Annotated in this window: 17 protein-coding genes; 4 read left to right on the forward strand and 13 right to left on the reverse strand. The window is 45.1% G+C overall.

From position 1 onward, the window contains the following. Positions 1-106 precede the first annotated feature (106 nt). The 4 genes from ACMXYN_RS04295 to ACMXYN_RS04310 are packed head-to-tail and all read right to left on the reverse strand — an operon-like array spanning position 107 to position 4,363. A complete protein-coding gene (locus ACMXYN_RS04295) occupies positions 107-1,231 on the reverse strand; it encodes a dihydrolipoamide acetyltransferase family protein (RefSeq protein WP_415893645.1) in 1,125 nt (374 codons plus the stop codon). Further along, the gene (locus ACMXYN_RS04300) at positions 1,228-2,211 is read right to left on the reverse strand and encodes an alpha-ketoacid dehydrogenase subunit beta (RefSeq protein ID WP_415893646.1); all 984 of its coding nucleotides are present in this window, start codon (positions 2,209-2,211) and stop codon (positions 1,228-1,230) included. Before ACMXYN_RS04300 ends, ACMXYN_RS04295 begins: the two co-directional genes overlap by 4 nt. Beyond that, positions 2,208-3,290: a pyruvate dehydrogenase (acetyl-transferring) E1 component subunit alpha gene (pdhA, locus tag ACMXYN_RS04305; protein WP_415893647.1), complete on the reverse strand. Its 1,083-nt coding sequence runs from the start codon at positions 3,288-3,290 to the stop codon at positions 2,208-2,210. The genes ACMXYN_RS04300 and pdhA overlap by 4 nt, the downstream gene beginning before the upstream one ends. Before the next feature lie 29 nt (positions 3,291-3,319). Continuing rightward, the gene (locus ACMXYN_RS04310; RefSeq protein ID WP_415893648.1) at positions 3,320-4,363 is read right to left on the reverse strand and encodes a Leu/Phe/Val dehydrogenase; all 1,044 of its coding nucleotides are present in this window, start codon (positions 4,361-4,363) and stop codon (positions 3,320-3,322) included. Positions 4,364-4,771: 408 nt separating this feature from the next. Here ACMXYN_RS04310 and ACMXYN_RS04315 point away from each other — a divergent pair, with 408 nt between their 5' ends. Then, a complete protein-coding gene (locus ACMXYN_RS04315; protein ID WP_415893649.1) occupies positions 4,772-5,980 on the forward strand; it encodes a L,D-transpeptidase family protein in 1,209 nt (402 codons plus the stop codon). Between the two features lie 18 nt (positions 5,981-5,998). Continuing rightward, positions 5,999-7,483: a hypothetical protein gene (locus ACMXYN_RS04320; protein ID WP_415893650.1), complete on the forward strand. Its 1,485-nt coding sequence runs from the start codon at positions 5,999-6,001 to the stop codon at positions 7,481-7,483. Positions 7,484-7,548: 65 nt separating this feature from the next. On the opposite strand, the gene ACMXYN_RS04325 is transcribed toward ACMXYN_RS04320, so the two are convergent. Then, on the reverse strand, positions 7,549-9,060 hold the full coding sequence (locus ACMXYN_RS04325; protein ID WP_415893651.1) for a tetratricopeptide repeat protein: 1,512 nt from the start codon (positions 9,058-9,060) through the stop codon (positions 7,549-7,551). A 212-nt stretch (positions 9,061-9,272) separates the two neighbouring features. On the opposite strand from ACMXYN_RS04325, the gene ACMXYN_RS04330 reads away from it, so the two are divergent. Then, positions 9,273-10,925 (forward strand): FecR domain-containing protein, encoded by a 1,653-nt coding sequence (locus tag ACMXYN_RS04330; RefSeq protein ID WP_415893652.1) that lies wholly within the window; start codon positions 9,273-9,275, stop codon positions 10,923-10,925. Beyond that, positions 10,925-12,043, forward strand: a complete 1,119-nt coding sequence (locus ACMXYN_RS04335; protein ID WP_415893653.1) for a CHASE2 domain-containing protein — start codon at positions 10,925-10,927, stop codon at positions 12,041-12,043. Before ACMXYN_RS04330 ends, ACMXYN_RS04335 begins: the two co-directional genes overlap by 1 nt. 29 nt (positions 12,044-12,072) lie before the next feature. Here ACMXYN_RS04335 and purD read toward each other — a convergent pair whose 3' ends face one another. The 8 genes from purD to accB all read right to left on the reverse strand — a co-directional run bounded on the left by purD (position 12,073) and on the right by accB (position 20,287). Then, positions 12,073-13,359: a phosphoribosylamine--glycine ligase gene (gene purD, locus ACMXYN_RS04340; RefSeq protein ID WP_415893654.1), complete on the reverse strand. Its 1,287-nt coding sequence runs from the start codon at positions 13,357-13,359 to the stop codon at positions 12,073-12,075. Positions 13,360-13,472: 113 nt separating this feature from the next. Next, positions 13,473-15,053: a bifunctional phosphoribosylaminoimidazolecarboxamide formyltransferase/IMP cyclohydrolase gene (gene purH / locus ACMXYN_RS04345; RefSeq protein ID WP_415893655.1), complete on the reverse strand. Its 1,581-nt coding sequence runs from the start codon at positions 15,051-15,053 to the stop codon at positions 13,473-13,475. Between the two features lie 37 nt (positions 15,054-15,090). Beyond that, positions 15,091-15,375, reverse strand: a complete 285-nt coding sequence (fis, locus tag ACMXYN_RS04350) for a DNA-binding transcriptional regulator Fis (RefSeq protein ID WP_415883738.1) — start codon at positions 15,373-15,375, stop codon at positions 15,091-15,093. 22 nt (positions 15,376-15,397) lie between these two features. Beyond that, positions 15,398-16,384: a tRNA dihydrouridine synthase DusB gene (gene dusB / locus ACMXYN_RS04355; protein ID WP_415893656.1), complete on the reverse strand. Its 987-nt coding sequence runs from the start codon at positions 16,382-16,384 to the stop codon at positions 15,398-15,400. A gap of 149 nt (positions 16,385-16,533) precedes the next feature. Next, on the reverse strand, positions 16,534-17,436 hold the full coding sequence (locus ACMXYN_RS04360) for a zinc-ribbon and DUF3426 domain-containing protein (RefSeq protein ID WP_415893657.1): 903 nt from the start codon (positions 17,434-17,436) through the stop codon (positions 16,534-16,536). Between the two features lie 6 nt (positions 17,437-17,442). After that, positions 17,443-18,339, reverse strand: coding sequence for a 50S ribosomal protein L11 methyltransferase (gene prmA, locus ACMXYN_RS04365; protein WP_415893658.1), 897 nt, complete (start codon positions 18,337-18,339; stop codon positions 17,443-17,445). 125 nt (positions 18,340-18,464) lie between these two features. Further along, positions 18,465-19,805, reverse strand: a complete 1,341-nt coding sequence (accC, locus tag ACMXYN_RS04370; RefSeq protein ID WP_415893659.1) for an acetyl-CoA carboxylase biotin carboxylase subunit — start codon at positions 19,803-19,805, stop codon at positions 18,465-18,467. 32 nt (positions 19,806-19,837) lie between these two features. Further along, positions 19,838-20,287 carry an acetyl-CoA carboxylase biotin carboxyl carrier protein gene (gene accB, locus ACMXYN_RS04375; protein WP_415893660.1) on the reverse strand — a complete coding sequence of 150 codons (450 nt, stop codon included), beginning with the start codon at positions 20,285-20,287 and terminating at the stop codon, positions 19,838-19,840. Positions 20,288-20,324 lie beyond the last annotated feature (37 nt).

Here is a 20,324-nt window from a genome sequence, read left to right on the forward strand (position 1 = left end):
TTGCTTACCTGTTGTTAGTGTAGTTCACATTTTTGAACTCTGAACATTTGACTCTAAAACTTTCCTTAAGGTTTTATCGTTTAATAATCTTATGATTTATAAGGACTTATATTTTTTGTAGTTCTAGATTTTGAATAAACGTAGCGAGAAAACGAGCCGCTTCACCTCCAGTCAGTGCTCGGTGGTCAAAGGTTAGCGAAATGGGAAGGATGCGATGAGTTTTCATTTCATCATCCACTGCTACAACCTCTTTACGAATAACCCCAGCACCAATAATTGCTACCTGTGGGGGAACAACAATTGGATTAGCATAGCGACCTGCGATGGTTCCAAAGTTACTCAGTGTGATTGTGGCACCTTGTAATTCAGAAGCGGGAATTGTTCTGTTTTTTACATCGGTGCGGAGTAGGTTTAGGCCTTCACGTAGATGTGAAGGTGAGCGATTACCAATGTCGCGTAAGACTGGGACAAATAACCCTTGTTCAGTGTCTACTGCGATTCCAAGGTCTATTTTTGTATGTATTCGACGGCTGAGCGTATTGCCATCAAACCAAGCATTTATAGCGGGCTCTGCCATACAGGCTTCTGCTATCGCATGGATCAATCGTTGTGTGATATCTGTGCCTTTAGGCCATCCATCTATATCAGCGTCTTCATGAATAGTGACGGGTACTACTTCACTGTGTGCTTTGCTCATGACTTGCGCCATGTGTTTGCGCACACCGCGCAAAGGCTCGGCTTTACCATGAGTTTGATCGAGTTTTGCGGCCTGTTCAACATCTTTTGGTGTGATGTTACCCTGCTGACCGCTTCCTTTTACTTGGTTTAAATCGATATTTAAGCGTTTGGCTAAGGCTCTGACAGCGGGGGTTGCTTTTTGGCTTGTTGCGCCGTTTTGACTGCTAGGGGCTGCGCCAATAAAGAAGGAATCTTGAGTAGTGGAGTCTGTGTTTGCTTGAGGAATTTCGCCGACAACAGTGCCGCTATCACTCTCATCTTCTCCTTCAAATTCCAACAGAGGTTCTCCAGTGTGGATAACATCACCTGGCTGACCAAAAAGATGGGCGATCACGCCCGCTTGAGGTGAGGGCACTTGAATAATCGCTTTTGCTGTTTCTACGGACAAGAGAACTTGGTCTGTTTCTACAGAATCGCCTTCTTTGATATTCCATTCCACAATTTCTGCTTCAGGAAGTCCTTCGCCGAGATCTGGTAGTTTGAAATATTTCATGCGAACTCCAATGTCTCATTGATGCTGTCGATGATGTCTTGAGTGTTCGGTAGGTAATGATTTTCAAGACGGAAATAAGGCATGACGGTGTCATAACCTGTTACCCGAGCAATAGGTGCTTGTAAATCTAAGAGTGCTCTTTCTGCGATGGTTGCGGCTATTTCTGCACCTATACCCGCATTTCTTGGAGCCTCATGTACAATCACAACGCGACCTGTCTTTTTCACGGAGGCTAGAATCGTAGTCATATCTAACGGACTGATACTGGCTACATCGATCACTTCACAGTGCACGCCTTTATTTTGGAAATGTTCTGCGGCGGCTAAGGTTTCTGTGATCATCGCTCCCCAGCTGATTAACGTAATATCTGAGCCCTCGCGCAGCGTAAAACAGCTGCCTAAAGGTAGTGCTTCGCCGTTATCTAAAATCTCTTGTTGTTGGCTGCGATAGATCCTTTTAGGTTCTAAAAAGAGCACTGGGTCGGGATCACGAATGGCTGAGAGTAATAATCCGTATGCTCGTGCTGGAGAGGAGGGAGTGACGACTTTAAGGCCGGGTATATGAGCCAATAGAGCTTCTGTACTTTCCGAATGATGTTCAGGTGCGTGAATACCGCCGCCAAAAGGTGCTCTTATCACCATAGGGCAGGTGAGACGGCCGCGGGTTCGATTACGCATGCGGGCTGCGTGGCAGATAATTTGCTCTAATGCTGGAAAGATAAAGCCCATAAACTGGATCTCGGCAACAGGTTTCAAGCCTTGGCTAGCCATACCTATACTGAGTCCTGCGATCATTGATTCGGCTAAGGGAGTGTCCATTACGCGCTTGAGGCCAAATTCATCTCTCAGATTCGCGGTAGCGCGGAAAACACCGCCATTAACGCCAATATCCTCACCCAATAGAACGATCTCCTCGTCCCTGCGCATCTCTGAGGCTAAGGCTAGATTAACTGCTTCAAGAAGGCATACTGAATGTTTCATGATGCGTCCTCCTCAGCATGACTGGCATTTGGCATAGCTTTGATAGTGGCCCAGTCTCTCTGTTCGATGAGATGCTCGGGTAGCTCTTCATACATGTAATCAAAAATGGACTCGGGGGCTTGAGGTTCAATTGCTAAATACTTGTTTGCTGCTTGTTGGACGAGTTGCGTGATCTCTTGTTGAAGAGCTTGTTCTTTCGATTCGTCCCAAAATCCTTGAGTAACCATGAAGTTACGCAAGCGTTTTATTGGTTCTTTCTCCCAAGCTTGCTTCAGCTCTTCGTTATCCCTATAACGGGTCGCATCATCAGCGGTAGTATGGTCACTTAAACGGTAGCTTATGGCTTCTATTAGTGTGGCTCCTTTACCGTCATAAGCGCGTTGCAAAGCTTGGGTAACTGCCTCATGCATAGCAATTACATCGTTGCCATCGACTTGCATACCGGGAATGCCAGCGGCTTGTGCTTTGTCTGCTAACTGGGCCGCTGCGGATTGAATTTTACGCGGTACAGAGATAGCCCACTGATTGTTGTTGATGATAAAGACCACAGGCAGTTGCCATACCCCAGCGATGTTTAAGGATTCCATAAAATCCCCTTTAGAGGTGCCGCCATCGCCAATTAAGGTCACAGCAGCCTGTTTCTGATTGCGTATTTTTAGCGCTGTTGCAACACCACAGGCATGCAGTGATTGAGTGGCGATTGGGACTGAGTTAGGGAAGTCCTTCTTCATTTGGGGGGATGCATTGCCTCGTTCATCCCCACCCCAATATAGAAGAATATCTTCAAGAGCCAGCCCTCTAATCATCTGGCAGGCATGGTTTCGATAGTAGGGCACGAGGACATCCTTTTCGCTCATGCAGAGTGCCGTGGGAACATCGATTCCTTCGGAGCCTAATAGGGATGCGTAAGTACCCAATTGGCCCGTGCGTTGTAGCGCGATGGCTTTAGCGTCAAACTGTCTAGCCAATATCATGTTGTGATAGCAGCGTAGGAACCAATCAGGTGATTGGCACCATTGCGGTAAACGCTGGGTGGGGTTCCCCTCACTATCCAAATATTGCAGTGGTGCATGACTCATAACTCTTCCTCCTGCCCGCGATCATTAGCTTAAGCTGCGGAATTGAAGTCGTTAGATGCACTAATAATTTGTTCAGCCTGATGGTTGGCTAGACGATGTACACCTTGCTTAGTTTGTGTCGCGTTTTGATAAAGCTGGGTAAGCGAATCACCTATCTGAATTACTTTTTGGCGGATTTCTCGACTGCTCTGTTTTGAATATTGCAGCGCTACAAAAATCAAACCACCTGCGTTGATCAGATAATCAGGGGCGTACAGAATATCTTGTGCGGTTAGTAGATCGCCGTGTTTCTCTTCTGCTAGTTGATTGTTGGCTGAGCCTGCGATGATGGATACGCGAAGTTGTGGCAGAGTCGTGTCGTTTATAATCGCACCAAGCCCACAAGGGCAGAAAACATCAGCATCGACTGCGTAAATCTGATCTGGTGAAACGCTTGCAGCGTTAAAGTTTTTCTCGCATTGAGTCACTCTAGCTTGATCAATATCGGTGACTGTCAGTTTGGCTCCGGCTTGATGGAGTAAGCGGGCTACCTCGTAACCTACATGTCCTAGGCCTTGAATACTGACATGCACACCTTTCAGTGATGAACGATTTAGTTTGAATCTGACGGAGGCTTTAATCCCTTCAAAAACGCCGAGTGCGGTATGGGGAGAAGGATCGCCAGTGTTTTGCGTGCAGGTGACAAAAGATGTGCTCTTTTGGATCTGATCCATGTCGCTAATCTGAGTGCCGCTGTCCATTGCTGTAATGTATTCGCCCCCCAAACCATCAACAAATTGACCAAAACGCTGCATAAGACCAGCGCGGTTAAAGTCTGATTCCGGCTTGATGATGACTGCTTTAGCGCCACCATGGGGCAGTCCTGCAAGTGCTGCTTTATAACTCATACCACGTGCTAATCTGAGCGCATCAGTAATGGCAGCATCGTCATTGTTATAGTGAATAAACCTGCAGCCGCCAATCGCGGGGCCACGTAAAGTCGAGTGAATGGCAATAATAGCCTTGAGACCCGTTTCAGGGTCATGACAAAAATGAAGGCGCTGTGTGCCATTGCTTTCCATCTGTTTAAACATCACGGGGTCCTCCGTCTGTATCTACAGGAAAACATCAATTTTGATCAGTTAATTGGTGATTTGTGGGTCGCACTTATACCAGCTAACTGAACTTTGTATGCGGTAGCGTGTCTTTTGGATCTCTACACTTTTGGAATAGCACAGTTTTAGGCAAATTTCAGATTGAAAAATTCAAAATTAATTGCCAAAACTTTTGGTTTTTGCAGTTGCGAAAAGGGCTGAAAGGGTGACGTTTCGCTGAATTTGCCTGTGGTATTGCTAGAAAATTACTGCGAAAACAAAAAAACGCAAAAAGTTTCAAATTTAGTAGTGGAAAAAGCATTTTTTCAAGGGCGATAGAGTCCCATTCAGGATGAATATCGTTATAATCATTGGTTAATAAAAAATAGGTTGGGGCTTTCTGGATAAATGAAAAAAAGTTTCGTTTGTACTGTAGTGATGTTGAGCGCGCTGGGCATTCCTCAGAGCAGCTTATTTGCTGAAGAAACTGCTCCTTATGGAATTTCAGAAGGGAATGAAGAGTTACTTTTAAGTGGCTTGAATAACCTAAAGAGTCAGGAGCTGGATTCGGCGTTATCGGATCTTCAAGAGCTTACTGAACGTCGCCCTGATTTTCGTCTAGCTCAGCTTGTTTATGCAGATATTCTTGCCGCCCAAGCGCAAGGGGCTCCTCTAAGTCATAAACGTGGTGACCATCAACAAAAGATCGAAGGGCTCATTTCTGAAGCAAAAGTTAGATTGCTGATGGAAATGGATAAGCCATCTGCAGATATGTTGCCTGCAGACATGTTAACTTTATCCCCAGATCAAAAGCATATCATCATCGTCGATACCCGTTTATCGCGACTTTTCTTATTTGAAAACCAAAACGGTATCCCTGTGCTTGTTAAAGACTATTACGCTTCGTACGGTCGTGGTGGCACAGGCAAAGAGGTTGAGGGTGACCTTAAAACTCCTTTAGGGGTTTATTTTACAACCAGCCGGTTAGAAGATGAGAACCTACCTTCTCGTTATGGATCAGGCGCTTTGCCGATCAATTACCCTAATGTTTGGGATGAGAGGCTAGGACGCACTGGTTACGGTATCTGGCTTCATGGTTCACCCGTGGAAACTTATAGTCGTCCACCTAAAGCGAGTGAAGGCTGTATCTCTCTGACCAATCCTGATTTCATTGAATTGGATAACCTGATCAACTATGAGAACACGCCTGTTCTGGTTGGTCATAACGTGCGTTGGATTCAAAAGGCTGATTGGCTAGAACAGAAAAAACGTTTCACAAATCTAGTTGAACGCTGGGCGTCTGATTGGGAAAGTCTTGATCATCAGCGTTATATAGATAACTATTCTCAAAACTTTGACGATGGTAAACGTAAATATTCACAATATTCTAGCTACAAGAAACGTGTGAATAGTTCTAAGAAGTTTGTAGATGTCGATTTGCAAAACTTGAGTATCTATCGTTACCCAGATAACCCAAATCTGGTTGTTGCTACATTCCAACAAGATTACAAAAGTAATAACCTTTCTGGCAGTTCAGTAAAGCGTCAATACTGGACCTTTGATCAAGGTCGTTGGCGTATTGCTTATGAAGGTAAACCATCAAAGGGCAGACCTTAAAATATCAGGGAGATAGGGTTGAGCGATTCAAGTTTAAGTTCTTCTGAGCTGCTACTGAGTAATTTATCTGATCATCAGGTTATTCGTATTGAAGGATCCTTCCAGTGGATGGAGTATCTGACTGATCAAGTGAAACAAGCTCAACCTGACACCTTTGAGGTTAATGGCTCTCTCGCTTTAGATCTATTACAGAATAGTCTGGCTGAGTTTCTTCACGTAGAAGCAGGCGCTTCTTTTATCCAGCAGGAGCTAAAACGCTGGTTGCAACAAGGGCGTCGTCTACACATCATCGTTAATAGTAATGATGTCAGTTCAGAGGCTCTCACTTATCTATTAGGCCTTCCTTCGATTTGTGATGAGACTGGCCCTGCGGTAACAATCATTTTATTAAGCACGCCGGAAATCGTTTCTGCATTGAAATCTTCTTCTTTGCTTGCAAGTAAGTTGGATGGTTATTATCAAGAGGAAGTAGATTCCAGTCCTGTGTCTAGAGGTGGAAACAAACCTCTGATTGCTATTGGCGCTTTAACAGTTGTTTGTTTAAGCGCTGGTGGATGGTATTGGTTTGATTCCCAAAAGGATTCTTCTGCTCCTGTAGCACTAGTAAACAGTGCAGAGGATTCGTCTTTTAAAGTTGATAACGCGGCTATTACTCCCTCCTCGCAAAGCGAAGAAACCGTAGCTGAGAACCAGTTAGATACCAAGACAACCAAGCCAGTTATCCTTGAGGAAAAGGCCGAATTTATAGCAGAACTGAATGCTAATAAAGCTGAGCCTGAACCTGCTGTTGTTAAGTCCCCTGAACCTGTGGTGATTGATAAGAAGCTAAACCCAGAATTAGTTGCTTCTTTGACGGCGACAGTGGAAAAAGCTAAACAGAAGCGTGATAAAACGTCAGAAAGTTCGATAGACCAAGTTAAAAAGGCTCAAGTTCAAGAGCCTACAAAGGTGGTTGAATCGGTAACCGCTACTGATGTTGCAAAGGTAGCCGCAACTGAACAGAAGAAAGTGACACTACCTAAATCAGTGGTCACGGCTGGGCAGCCTAAGGTAGATTCTTCACTTCCTTCTTCTGAGGCGCAAGCTGAACCTGTGACTGAGTTTGTAGTGAAGCTTGGTCCTAAAGAAAATAATGAAAAAGCTGTGCGCGAAGTTTTTACAACTTGGCATACTGCGTGGGAGAAGCAGGACTGGGATGATTACATCAACAGTTATCTGCAGAACACTACGTTATATGGCGTAAAAATGTCCCTTGAAGAGTGGCGTGAGTTTCGTAAAAATCGCTTACTTTCACCACAATGGATCAAATTAGAGATTAAATCTCCGAAGTACACTCGTCTTAATTCACATTGGTACAGAGTAGAGTTTTATCAACGTTTCGAGAAACCTGGTTATGCCGATGAGACCAATAAACGTTTAGAACTCACCCTTACATCTGCCGGTTGGAAGATCGCTTCTGAAGCTGCCAATGGAACAGTTGTTTTAAAACGGCCTAAGCCGTAACTTATCAATAGATGTAAAAAAGCCCCTTAAGAAAGGGGCTTTTTTATGGAAATTGTTTAATGAAGTTACTTAAGTAAACCTAAGCTTCTTTCTAGGCTGATCTTCCATTGATCGTCGACTTTAACCAGCATTAGACGCTTTTTAACCGCATCTTTATAGTTATCAGACTGATAGTGTTGATTAAAGCGTGCTTCTGCAAGATTATCTCTCAGCATCTTTATATTGATCTGGTTAAGTTCAACACGAATAAATTTAGGTTTACTCAAACGCTGAGCGCGCTGTTTAACCCACTGCTGGTGGTTCAATTTTGCATTTGGGCGGTATAGCGCTGTATAAGAGTTAACATAACCAGCGTGATTTTTATTTCTCCAAGCGTCAGCCCAATTATTGATATGCGCTAATACTTCTGACTCCGGTAGGGCTTGTGTTTCAAGTTTGGGTGCATTCGGCGTTGCATTTGTTTGTTCTTTAATGTCGGCAGCTTCTTTAACAGGTGATTTTTTAGTCGTTGCTGCAACAACGGTTGGTTCGCTAACAGCGACAACAATTGGTTTCTCTTCAGCCTTCGCTGGTGCTTCTGTTTTTGGCTCAGGAGCAGAAACAGTTACAACTGGGATTTCTTTTTTAGGTTCAACCTGTTTGACTGGCTGAGGTTCCGCCTTAACTTCTTCTACCGCAGCAAGTTTTACTGGTTGCTTAGGCGCTGCTGCAATAGAAGACGTTGCATTGCTACCTTGGATCGTTGGCGCTTGATTGATCATAGCAAGGTTAGGGCCTTGCTCAGCAGCACTTAAATCCAATGCTTTGTTGTAGGCTTGAGATGCCAGCGTTGCATAAAGCTCTTTCAAGTTTACATGCACTTGTGCATAGCTTGGATGAGTCTGGAACGCTTGCTGAAGCGTTTCTATTGCTTGAGGGAAATTGCCCTCTTCAGAATAGATTACAGCCAAGTTGTTAAAGGCTTCTGGGCGATCAGGGTGAGATTTCATTAGGCTTTGGAAGATAGCTTTGGCAGCCGCTTTATCACCCTTATTACTTAGAATGATGCCCTTGGTCAGCTGTGCTGAAGGAAGGTTAGGTTGCTGAGCTAAAAAAGTATTAATTTTGGCTAATGCTTCTTGGTGGTTACCCTGTTGGCTCAATTTTAAGCTTTGTTCGATCGCAGGTGATGAGCTAGCAGTATTCGGCTTCGTTACGCTTACTGTAGTGATATACTCACGAGAGTCTTCGGTAGTAGGTTTAGCTTGTGGACGAGGTTGTCCGCTATGCGCGGCTTTTTTCTCTTCAGCTATCCATTTTTTGACTTCTGCAAGTTTGGTCTGCATCCACGCTTCATCAATCTCAGCCGTACGCATGTCAGCTTGATCGGTTGCCTTATCTGGATCGCAGCTGTAATCATTTGTACGTCCGCCCTTGTAGCAGAAACCTTCTGGGATTGGTTTCGCTGTCTGAGCGCTAGCGCTATCTGATTTGATATTCGAGGCAAGATTACAGCCGGTTAGTAGCGACATTGAAATGATTGTACCAATAGTCGTACGTAACAAATTTTTACCGTTGTTTAATTCGAATTTCAGCATGGATTAAGGCAAGTAATAAGATGATGAAGAGGAAGATTATACGCATATAACGATTGATGTCATATTCAAACAGTTGTTTTCAATAGTGGCTGAACTTTTTAATAAGTGGGAGAATGTATTCTCATGAATAAAAGTGGTGCTATGGGCAACTTTTTACCCATTAGATACTAAACCCTACGTATTGAGTTGGTGTTTAAACAGGAACTCGTCGAGTGATTAAACTAACGAAACGTTACGCCTTATTATTTTCCTTGTTTTTCTCTCAGGCAGCAGTTGCTGAGCAGCAAAATGAATGGGGTTATGCGATGCAGCCCGGTGAATCTGTCTGGAGCGTGGCGCATGAGTTGCTTACCGACTGGCGAGAATGGAAAACGATAGAGCGCCTAAATAATGTGCGTAATGATCGCCAAATGTCTCCTGGCACTGTTTTAAAAATTCCGCGGAATTTGATTCAGGAAAAGCAATCGGATATCAAAATTCTTGATGTGAATGGCGATGTTACGGCGCAGGTTAAATTACGTGAAGGAAAAGCTAAAGCCTTACTTCCTTTGAGTCGTGGGCAGAGTTTATCGCAAGGAGACTTGATTAAGACAGCTGCTCAAGCTTCGGTGTTGCTGGAGTTTGATGATGGTACTCAGGTGCTATTACTGGGCGACAGTGTGCTTCGTATCGAGCAAGCAACGGTTATCGGAAACAAACGAAAGGTTGTCGATATAAAGGTGTTCCTAGAGGAAGGAGAGGCTGAAATTCGTGCTAATCCTGCCAAAGTGCCAGGTTCACGATTCTTGATCGATACGCCTGTTGCGTTTGCTACGACCAAGGGCACGACTTACCGAGTGAGAGCTCAAGGTGAAAGTACTGCAGCCGAGGTGACTCAAGGTCTAATTGGTGTAGGTAATAAGTTAGGTGCTACCAATGTTCGTCAAGGGTATGGAACTTTGACCAAGGCGAATGAGCCGCCTAAAAAACCGAAAAAACTTCTACCCGCGCCGGTATTGCCGGAAATTGATAATGTGGTCCGTTATCTACCGGGGAAGCTGGCTTGGGATAAGCTGGACGGTGCTTCTCAGTACCGTAGCCAAATCTCTCCAGATCAAGCATTCACAGCAATTGTATACGACCAGATTTCAGCTCATCCCAAAATGGGTTTACCTGCTGCTTTAGAAGATCGTTCCTATTGGATTCGGGTGAGTGCAATTAGTGCTGAAGGTTTGCAGGGATTATCTTCGTTACAGCAAATAAATATTGAAGCGCGTCCTTTCCCACCTGTGCGTCAGGGGCCTATGCCTTCTGACTCTCTATATGTTGGTGAAATCGAATTTAGTTGGTCTAAACCAGAATTAGCAGATTCATTTGTTTTTGAGATCGCTAAAGATAAAAGTTTCACCGAGATTATCGAGACACATGAGAATATTAAGGAAACTCAGTTTGTTGCTGTTGTCTCAGAGCCAGGTAACTTCTTCTGGCGCGTGAGTAGTGTGACCCAAGAGGGCAAACATGGCCCTGAAGGTCATGCGGGGGCATTTAAGGTGAAGCCGGTTCCTCCAAAACCGGAGATGAGAGAACCTGTAAGCAGTGAAACAGAGATCTCGTTTAGTTGGCAGGAAGAAGAGGGTGTGAGTTTCTATCAGTTACAGCTTGCAAAAGATAAGGCGTTTAAGCAGCTTGTTGTTGATAATAAAACTGAGCAAGCAAGTTTGGCGATCGATAAACCACAGGCAGGTACTTATTACATGCGTGTTCGATCTATTGATGCCGATGATTACGCGGGGGAATGGACCGAACCTCAAGAGGTGGTTCAGCCCGTGGAGAATTGGTGGCCAATGATTATTAGTGGATCACTCTCTGTGCTCTTGCTGTTGTAATGCTGGTTAGTTTTAAGCAAATACTCTTACTAATCCCACCATTACTCTGCGTAGTCATGGCGGGATTGTCTTCTCTGCCAGAAAACTTTGATCGATACATTTATGATGCTTTAGCCAAGCATTATTCTCCAATTAATCTTCAAGATCGTTCAGTTGTTTTAATCGATATAGATCGCCGTAGTTTAGAGGCATTTTCTGGCTGGCCTATTGATCGATCTGTTCATGCCCGTGCGATCGAGCAACTCAGTTCTGCTCAAGCTTCTTCTGTAACTTACAATGTTGCTTTCATTGCATATGGCGGTCTTCAAAACCACTCTGATCAAGCTTTATTAAGTGCTATTCGTAACAATGGTCAAGTTATTCTCCCTATGCTTGCGGAGAAAAATCAGGAGATGTTACCTTTTAATGGCGTCAGTTTGAGTGGTGCCAAAGTGGCGCATTCAGAGCTCCCACTTGATTCAGATGAGATGTTAAGGCGTAACTATATGCATGCGGGAATTGGTTTTCCCCGTTGGCCGAATGTTCCTCTAGCTACCTTAAGTATTTATGCACCGGTGAAAGCTGACGATTTTTCCGGATTACGAAGCCCTTATCTTAATTTAGGGTTTAGTCGTCGATGGAGTCGAGATTATGAAGTATTGATCCCTTTGGGGATCGACAGATTTCTACAACAGACGCCGCGTTATAGCTTGGTTGACTTGGTTAATGGTCAAGTAGATTCAGGCGCTTTAAAGAATAAGGCAGTTTTTGTAGGCATTGCTGATGCTCAACTCGAACCGGAAAAGGCTTTAGCGCAGGGGATGTTCTCCGCTACTGAGGTTCATGCGTTTAATTTTGCTGTGTTGAATCAAGGTTATGCGTTATCACCATCTTTGCCTATCTGGGCTGTAGCGCTAGGGATTCTAGTTACGCTGTGCATTGGTTTGGTGAGTTTGGTTTCGATGCCTATATGGTTGAACTTAGCGTTGATTGTAACGGGCGGAGTATTGATGACGGTGCCGTTGATGATGGTTAGCGTGGGTTATTGGCTCAGTTACTTGCCCATGTTGGTTGGATTGGTATTGGTGCTATTGTTGAGTGGTGGTAGATTCTTGATAGCAAAAAAAAGCCCTGAATAATCAGGGCCTTTTCAGAAGATTATTTTCGCTTAGCTGTTTTGCTCGCGAGCAATTGCACGGTAAGCGATATCTTTACGGAAGTAAGCGCCTTCCCAGCTAACTTTCTCTAGCAGTTCATAGGCGCGTTTCTGTGCTTCCGTAACTGTTTCGCCAAGTGCTGTTACGCAAAGTACACGACCGCCTGCAGTCACAACATTCTCGCCATCAAGCTTAGTGCCAGCGTGGAAGATTTTAGTGCCTTCAGGGCATTCTGCAGGGAAAGAGATTACATCGCCTTTGCCGTAGTCACCTGGGTAGCCGCCTGCAGCCATAACAACGCCAACAGATTTACGCTCATCCCACTCAGCCGTTGTGTCAGCAAGCTTCTTATCAAGTGCTGCATTACATAGATCAACCAAGCTAGATTTTAGGCGTAGCATAATTGGTTGGGTTTCAGGATCACCGAAACGGCAGTTGTATTCGATAACCTTCGGCGTACCGTCTGCTTGGATCATTAGACCAGCATATAGGAAACCAGTGTACTCATTGCCTTCAGCTTTCATGCCGTTAACTGTTGGCATGATTACTTCGTCCATGATGCGCTGATCGATCTCTGCTGTAACAACTGGAGCAGGGGAGTAAGCGCCCATGCCGCCTGTGTTCAGGCCAGTGTCGCCATCGCCTACACGTTTGTGATCTTGGCTTGTTGCCATTGGCAGAACGTTGTCACCGTCAACTATAACGATGTAAGACGCTTCTTCACCTTCTAGGAATTCTTCGATAACTACACGGCTGCCAGCATCACCAAATGCGTTGCCAGCTAGCATGTCTTTGATCGCGTCTTCAGCTTCAGTCAACGTCATCGCAACGATTACGCCTTTACCCGCCGCAAGACCGTCAGCTTTAACTACGATAGGTGCGCCTTTTTCACGAACGTAAGCCAGTGCAGGCTCAATTTCAGTGAAGTTTTCGTACTCAGCGGTTGGGATCTGTTGACGCGCAAGGAAATCTTTAGTGAAAGCTTTAGAGCCTTCTAGTTGAGCAGCACCTTCACTTGGGCCGAAGATGCGCAGATCTTCTTTCTGGAAGTGATCAACGATACCGGCAACTAGTGGTGCTTCAGGGCCAACGATGGTTAGATCTACACTGTTTTCTTGAGCGAAAGTGCGTAGGCCATCTAGATCCATTACGTCGATAGCAACGTTTTCCATTTTGTCTTCTTGAGCCGTCGCAGCGTTACCTGGAGCTACGAAAATTTTAGCAACGTTTGCGTCTTGTGCTGCTGCCCAAGCAAGTGCGTGTTCACGACCGCCAGAACCAATAATTAGTACGTTCATTCTGTAATCCTTCTATGTAGAAAACCCCGCATCCAGTGTTTCTCTGGATCGGGGTTTAGGGCAATAAGCCTAAAGGAGATAAACCTAATTGAAGGCCTATTGCTATCTAATGCTTAGTGACGGAAATGGCGCATTCCAGTGAAGACCATTGCCATGCCGTGCTCGTCAGCTGCGTCAATAACTTCTTGATCGCGCATAGAACCACCCGGCTGAATAACTGCTTTAATACCTGCAGCCGCTGCAGAATCAATACCATCGCGGAATGGGAAGAAAGCGTCAGATGCCATAACGGAACCTTTAACTTCTAGACCTTCATCAGCAGCTTTGATGCCTGCAATTTTAGCACTGTATACGCGGCTCATTTGGCCTGCGCCGATGCCGATTGTTTGGCCATCTTTAGCGTAAACAATAGCGTTAGACTTAACGAACTTAGCTACTTCCCAGCAGAATAGAAGATCACGGATCTCTTGTTCTGTTGGTTGTACTTTAGAAACAACTTTCAGTTCAGATGCATCTACACGGCCAAGATCAAGATCTTGTACTAGTAGACCGCCGTTAACGCGCTTGTAGTCGAAACCGTGTGCACGGTTAGCAGACCACTCACCACACTCAAGTAAGCGAACATTTGGCTTGGTCGCCACAATGTCAGATGCTTCTTGAGTTACTTTAGGAGCGATAATCACTTCAACGAACTGACGATCAACGATCGCTTTCGCAGTCTTGCCATCCAATTCTTGGTTGAATGCGATGATGCCACCAAAAGCAGAGGTTGGGTCAGTTTGGAAAGCGCGGTTGTACGCTTCTAGAATGTCAGCGCCAACTGCTACACCACATGGGTTAGCGTGTTTAACGATAACACAAGCTGGTTCTTTGAATGATTTAACACATTCAAGCGCTGCGTCAGTGTCTGCAACATTGTTGAAAGACAGTGCCTTGCCTTGTAGTTGGCGAGCAGTAGAAACAGATGCTTCTGCTGGCTCTTCTTCAACGTAGAAAGCCGCACGTTGGTGAGGGTTTTCACCGTAACGCATATCTTGTGCTTTAACGAACTGAGTGTTGAAAGTACGTGGGAAGTCAGCAGGCTTCTCATCTTCACCTTCAACGATTGCGCCTAGGTAGTTAGCAATCATACCGTCATAACCTGCAGTGTGCTCAAACGCTTTTACTGCTAGATCAAAACGAGTTTTGTGCGTTAGACCTTTTTCGGAATCCAATTCAGCAACTACGTTGTCGTAATCAGAAGCGTTAACAACGATTGCTACATCTTTATGGTTTTTCGCTGCAGAGCGAACCATTGTTGGACCACCGATGTCGATATTTTCAATCGCCATAGGTAGATCGCAATCAGGGCGCGCGATAGTTGCAGCAAATGGGTAAAGGTTTACAACAACCATATCGATTGGGTTGATGCCATGCTCAGACATGATGCCATCATCCTGTCCGCGGCGACCCAAAATACCACCGTGCACTTTAGGGTGCAGAGTTTTAACACGGCCGTCCATCATTTCAGGGAAGCCTGTGTAATCGGATACTTCTACTGCAGGAATGTTATTTTCCTTAAGTAGTTTGTAAGTACCGCCAGTAGAAAGGATTTCAACGCCGCGAGCGTTTAGGGCTTGTGCAAACTCAACGATACCTGTTTTGTCAGATACGCTGATCAGTGCACGGCGAACGGGAGTGATGTTCTGTGCCATTGTGTCTGGATTCCGAGTAGTCTTAAAAAATTGTGGATTAAAGCAAGCCGTACTGTTTTAGCTTTTTACGCAGCGTACCGCGGTTTAGGCCTAACAGTTGGGAAGCTTTAGTCTGATTATCTTTTGTGTAAGTCATCACTGTTTCGAACAGTGGTGCTTCAATTTCAGAAAGAACCATTTGGTACACGTCTGTCACTGGCTGACCGTCAAGCTGACGGAAATAGTTGTTCAGTGACTGCTCTACATTGTCACGTAGAGTCTGGTTAGTAGCTTCTGCTGGGTCGGACACGAGAGCCGGTTGCTTAATTTCTTTGTATTCCACAGTACTAAATATCCAATCTAAACTAGGCCGCAACGTTGTTTGCTAATGCTTCATCGAAATATTTTTCGATAGCTGCGGCCTGATCTGCTGCTGTTTCAATAATATTAAATTGCTTGCGAAAGCTACTTCCGTTTGGCTGATTCTGCAGATACCACCCTACATGTTTTCGCGCGATACGTACGCCCATGTAGTCACCATAGAAACTATGTAGTTCCTGCAGATGAGCTAACAGAATTTCTCTAATCTCAACAAGTGATGGAGGGGGCAGGATTGTACCTGTTCGTAGATAATGATCAATCTCTCTAAACAACCAAGGTTGACCTTGAGCTGCACGACCGATCATCACTGCAGAGCAACCAGTATGCTTAAGTACCCATTCTGCTTTTTCAGGAGATGTAATATCTCCATTGGCAAAGACGGGAATGGATATAGCGTCAGCAATACTGGCAATAGTGTCGTATTCTGCCGTCCCCTTATAGCCGCAACGACGTGTGCGGCCATGAACTGCCAGTGCTTGAATACCTGCGTCTTCGGCTATTTTTGCGACAGTTAAACCGTTGCGATTGTCTTGATCCCACCCTGTACGGATTTTCAGTGTAACTGGGACATCTACTGCCTTTACAACAGCATTGAGAATGTCTTTAACCAGTGGCTCATCCTTAAGTAATGCAGAACCTGCAGCTTTATTGCACACTTTCTTCGCAGGGCAGCCCATATTGATATCAATAATCTGGGCACCGCGTTCTACATTCATTGCCGCAGCGTGGGCCATCATCTCTGGGTCGCCACCCGCGATCTGAACAGATCGAGGTTCGGCTTCACCGCTATGATTTAGACGAAAAGCAGATTTTCGTGATTTCCATAAGCGAGTATCAGATGTAACCATTTCCGAGACTACTAGACCTGCGCCCATACGTTTACATAACTGCCTAAATGGTTGGTCAGTTACGCCAGCCATTGGTGCAAGAATCACCTGGCTGTCAATGATGTATGAACCAATCTGGAACATAGCGAGCCTTAAAAATAGTTAATAAACACCCGCAGCGTCACGAATGACACTGTTAGTTGAGTGATTAGGGAGGCGAACAATCATACTCCTTAGCGCTAGGGTCTCCAAGGATTTTTTTGATGATTTTTTGAACAATTTGCCTTGATTTTTTATAGCGCTGGCGCTAGTAGCTCAAGTTGGTAATTTATGCCACGTATGCCAGGTGACATTAGGTCTAGAGATATTTGGATGGGCTGGTGAGTAGGCATTGATTTTAGGTTAACCACTGATCTATCTAGGTAGGATTCTGGTTGTAGAGTTCTACTTGCGACAGGTCGACCTTTAAGATCGGAAAACGCTATATGCAAAGCTGGATAAGGTTGGTTGTGATTAGCCTCATTTATAAGAACTAAATCTATCGTTATCGCATCAGCGATCTCTGAATGGGGGCGAATCAGGAACTGTTGATTAGTGATCTTGGCTGTATTAACTCGTGTGGGTATTTGGCAATCAATATGTTGGCAGACAGTATCGTATAGAGGTCGGTATGTGTGAGTCCAATATAGGTCACCACGATTAAACCAAAGATGCTGCGTTATCAAAGTAATGATGGCTAATACACAACCAATAAACCACCAAGGAGAAGAGGCTTTTGCGCCATTGCTGCGATTAAGAACTACAGGTTCTGCTTCAATTGTGAGGGTAGGAACGGCCGAAGCTGAGACGGTTTGAATGATCTCTTTCTTATCTTTATTCGTAGGATTGGTTGCAGTTGAAATAGTTGTGGCTATTTCATCAGGCTTAGGTGGATTTTTTTCATCTGCAAGCGGTAGAGCTAATTTGAGTTTTTCAAAGGCGTTTGTCGCTTCGTCTTCACGGACTTTTCCAGTTGTGGCTTTTTGTGGCGGGGTTGGTTCTGCGCTTTTGGGTTTCTGTTCATATTCAACAGCGCAAAAGATAGCTAGGCAGGCACCGCATCTTACCTGTCCGTTAGCTACCTTTAATTGTCCCTGCGTAACGCGAAATTGCGTTTCACAACTTGGACATTGCGTAATTATACTGTTGTTTTGCATCTGGATTTAACTGTGTTTTGTTCCTGTAACACGAATCCAACCCTCTTTTTCGGCGATTGGGTCAAGGTCAAACCATTCAGAATAAGTATCAATGATCTCTGTAGCTTGTGGAGTTAATAGGCCGGATAAGCAAAGCTTACCGCCAGGGCTAACCAGTGCTTCAAGTGTAGGTGCTAGTTGAACCAGAGGGCCAGCAAGAATATTTGCTATGAGCACTTCAGCTTTTTCAGAAGGTGTATTTTCTGGCATATACACATGTAAAGAATCGTCTTGCAGTTGGTTACGGGCAAGATTGTCTTTGGTTGCTTGTAGTGCTTGTGGATCAATATCGACACCGATAGCGCGTTTTGCACCGAGTAACAAGCCTGCAATTCCCAAAATACCTGAGCCGCATCCGTAATCGATTAAGAAACTAGTATCAGTAATGTTCTGATCTAGCCACTCCAAACACAGTGCTGTAGTGGGGTGCGTGCCTGTACCAAATGCGAGGCCTGGATCGAGCATCAGGTTTACGGCTTCTGCTTGAGGTGGTTCACGCCAGCTAGGACAAACCCAAAGGCGTTCGCCAAACTGCATTGGATGGTAGTTATCCATCCACTCTCTTTCCCAATCTTTATCTTCTAAAATTTCTGCTTTAATCGTTGGGCATGGCATGCCCGGGAAGAGTTGCTCGTGACCCTGATGAATAAATTGAAGGGTTTCATCTAAGTTGTGTTCTGCAGAAAAAAGCCCAGTAATGGTCGTGTTTGACCATAGCGGGGTAGTACCCAGATCAGGTTCAAAGATAGGTTGATCTTCAGTGTCTTCAAATGTGACAGCCGCGCAGCCTGCGCTGAGTAACAAGTCTTCGTAAGGTTCGGATTGGTCTGGGTTGGTTTGGATTTTGATCTGCAACCAAGGCATTAGTTTTCTTCCATATCAAGCGCTTAGATGAGTTTATAGTATCGGTCATAAATGCTTATATGAACAGAATGTTTTGGGCTAGATAATAAAAAACCCGCCTAGGCGGGTTTTTTATTAGATTTTGCTTACAGGCCGAGCTTCTTCTCAAGGTAGTGGATATTTACTCCACCTTCTTGGAATTTAGCGTCGCGAACAATATCCTGCTGTAGAGGAATGTTGCTGCGAATGCCATCGACTAGCATCTCGCCCAACGCAATTTCCATGCGCTTAAGGGCTGTCTCACGATCTTCGCCGTAGCTAATAAGCTTGGCGATCAAAGAGTCGTAATGAGGCGGAACTGTGTAGCCATTGTATAGGTGAGAGTCTACACGAATGCCATTACCACCAGGTGCGTGGAAGTGTTTAACAGTACCAGGGCTTGGCAGGAAGGTCTTAGGGTCTTCTGCATTGATACGGCACTCGAAAGAGTGGCCCTGTACTTTAATATCTTCCTGCTTCAGTGAAAGAGGGTAACCAGACGCAATGCGTAGCTGCTCTTTTACAATATCAACACCAGTGATCATCTCTGTTACAGGGTGTTCTACCTGTACACGAGTGTTCATTTCGATGAAGTAGAAGCCGCCGTTTTCGTATAAAAATTCGAAAGTACCCGCGCCGCGGTATCCGATTTCGATACATGCATCAACACAAGATTGAAGTACTTGAGCGCGTGCTTCTGGATCTAGGTGCGGAGCTGGTGCTTCTTCAACAACTTTTTGGTGACGACGCTGCATAGAGCAGTCGCGGTCGTATAGATGAACAGCGTTGCCTTGACCATCCGCTAGTACTTGAACTTCCACGTGACGCGGATTTTCTAAGTATTTTTCCATGTATACAGTGTCATCACCGAAAGCTGCAGCAGCTTCGGACTGAGTTACATGGATAGAGCTGATTAGAGACGCTTCAGAGTGAACAACACGCATACCACGGCCACCACCGCCTGCAGCGGCTTTGATGATCACTGGGTAACCGATACGGCGTGCAATCTCATGAATTTCATCAGGGTCGTCAGACAATGCACCGTCTGAACCTGGCACTGTTGGTACGCCTGCGGCTTTCATTGCTTCGATCGCAGAAACTTTGTCGCCCATTAGGCGGATAGTTTCTGCTTTAGGACCGATGAAGGTAAAGCCAGAGCGCTCAACCTGTTCAGCAAAGTCAGCGTTTTCTGCTAAGAAGCCGTAGCCTGGGTGGATACCTACAGCGTCGGTTACTTCAGCAGCAGCAACAATTGATGGAATGTTCAGGTAACTTTTAGGCGATGGGGCAGGGCCAATGCAGACAGCTTCGTCAGCTAGGCGCACATGCATTAAATCGCGATCTGCCTGAGAGTGGATAGCAACAGTTTTGATATCCAGCTCTTTGCAGGCGCGAAGGATACGAAGCGCAATTTCGCCTCGGTTCGCAATCACTACTTTATCGAGCATCGAATGGAGATCCTTGCTTTTGCGTTAGAGGCTTAAACGATAGTAACCAATGGCTGGTCGTATTCAACAGGCTGGCCATCTTCAACAAGGATAGCTTCGATTACACCTGCTTTATCAGCTTCAATCTGGTTCATCATTTTCATCGCTTCAACGATGCAGATTACGTCGCCAACTTTAACTGTTTGACCTACTTCAGCAAATGCTGGAGAGCTTGGGGATGGTGCAGTGTAGAACGTACCAACCATTGGAGACTTAACAACGTGACCTGAAGTTTGAGGTGCTTCTGGCGCTGCTTCAGCAGCTGGAGCAGGTGCTGCAACTGGAGCTGGTGCCGCAACAGCAACAGGCGCTGCAACAGGAGCAGCTACTACGCTAGAGCCACGGCTGATGCGTACGGACTCTTCACCTTCTTTAATTTCGATTTCGTTAATGTTGGATTCTTCCAACAGTTCAATCAGCTTCTTGACTTTACGAATGTCCATTCTGACTTATATCTCTCTAAACTATCAGTATATTGTT

Origin of the sequence: Neptuniibacter sp. PT8_73, assembly GCF_047778045.1 — a bacterium.
GTDB lineage: Bacteria > Pseudomonadota > Gammaproteobacteria > Pseudomonadales > Balneatricaceae > Neptuniibacter.

Bases quoted from the DNA above. Each gene is read 5' to 3' on its own strand.
- ACMXYN_RS04360 (WP_415893657.1), bottom strand. From the start codon at position 17,436: ATGCAAAACAACAGTATAATTACGCAATGTCCAAGTTGTGAAACGCAA.
- ACMXYN_RS04295 (WP_415893645.1), bottom strand. From the start codon at position 1,231: ATGAAATATTTCAAACTACCAGATCTCGGCGAAGGACTTCCTGAAGCA.
- dusB (WP_415893656.1), bottom strand. From the start codon at position 16,384: ATGTTCCAGATTGGTTCATACATCATTGACAGCCAGGTGATTCTTGCA.
- prmA (WP_415893658.1), bottom strand. From the start codon at position 18,339: ATGCCTTGGTTGCAGATCAAAATCCAAACCAACCCAGACCAATCCGAA.
- ACMXYN_RS04310 (WP_415893648.1), bottom strand. From the start codon at position 4,363: ATGTTTAAACAGATGGAAAGCAATGGCACACAGCGCCTTCATTTTTGT.
- purH (WP_415893655.1), bottom strand. From the start codon at position 15,053: ATGGCACAGAACATCACTCCCGTTCGCCGTGCACTGATCAGCGTATCT.
- ACMXYN_RS04325 (WP_415893651.1), bottom strand. From the start codon at position 9,060: ATGCTGAAATTCGAATTAAACAACGGTAAAAATTTGTTACGTACGACT.
- ACMXYN_RS04315 (WP_415893649.1), top strand. From the start codon at position 4,772: ATGAAAAAAAGTTTCGTTTGTACTGTAGTGATGTTGAGCGCGCTGGGC.
- pdhA (WP_415893647.1), bottom strand. From the start codon at position 3,290: ATGAGTCATGCACCACTGCAATATTTGGATAGTGAGGGGAACCCCACC.
- ACMXYN_RS04335 (WP_415893653.1), top strand. From the start codon at position 10,925: ATGCTGGTTAGTTTTAAGCAAATACTCTTACTAATCCCACCATTACTC.
- ACMXYN_RS04300 (WP_415893646.1), bottom strand. From the start codon at position 2,211: ATGAAACATTCAGTATGCCTTCTTGAAGCAGTTAATCTAGCCTTAGCC.
- accC (WP_415893659.1), bottom strand. From the start codon at position 19,805: ATGCTCGATAAAGTAGTGATTGCGAACCGAGGCGAAATTGCGCTTCGT.
- purD (WP_415893654.1), bottom strand. From the start codon at position 13,359: ATGAACGTACTAATTATTGGTTCTGGCGGTCGTGAACACGCACTTGCT.
- accB (WP_415893660.1), bottom strand. From the start codon at position 20,287: ATGGACATTCGTAAAGTCAAGAAGCTGATTGAACTGTTGGAAGAATCC.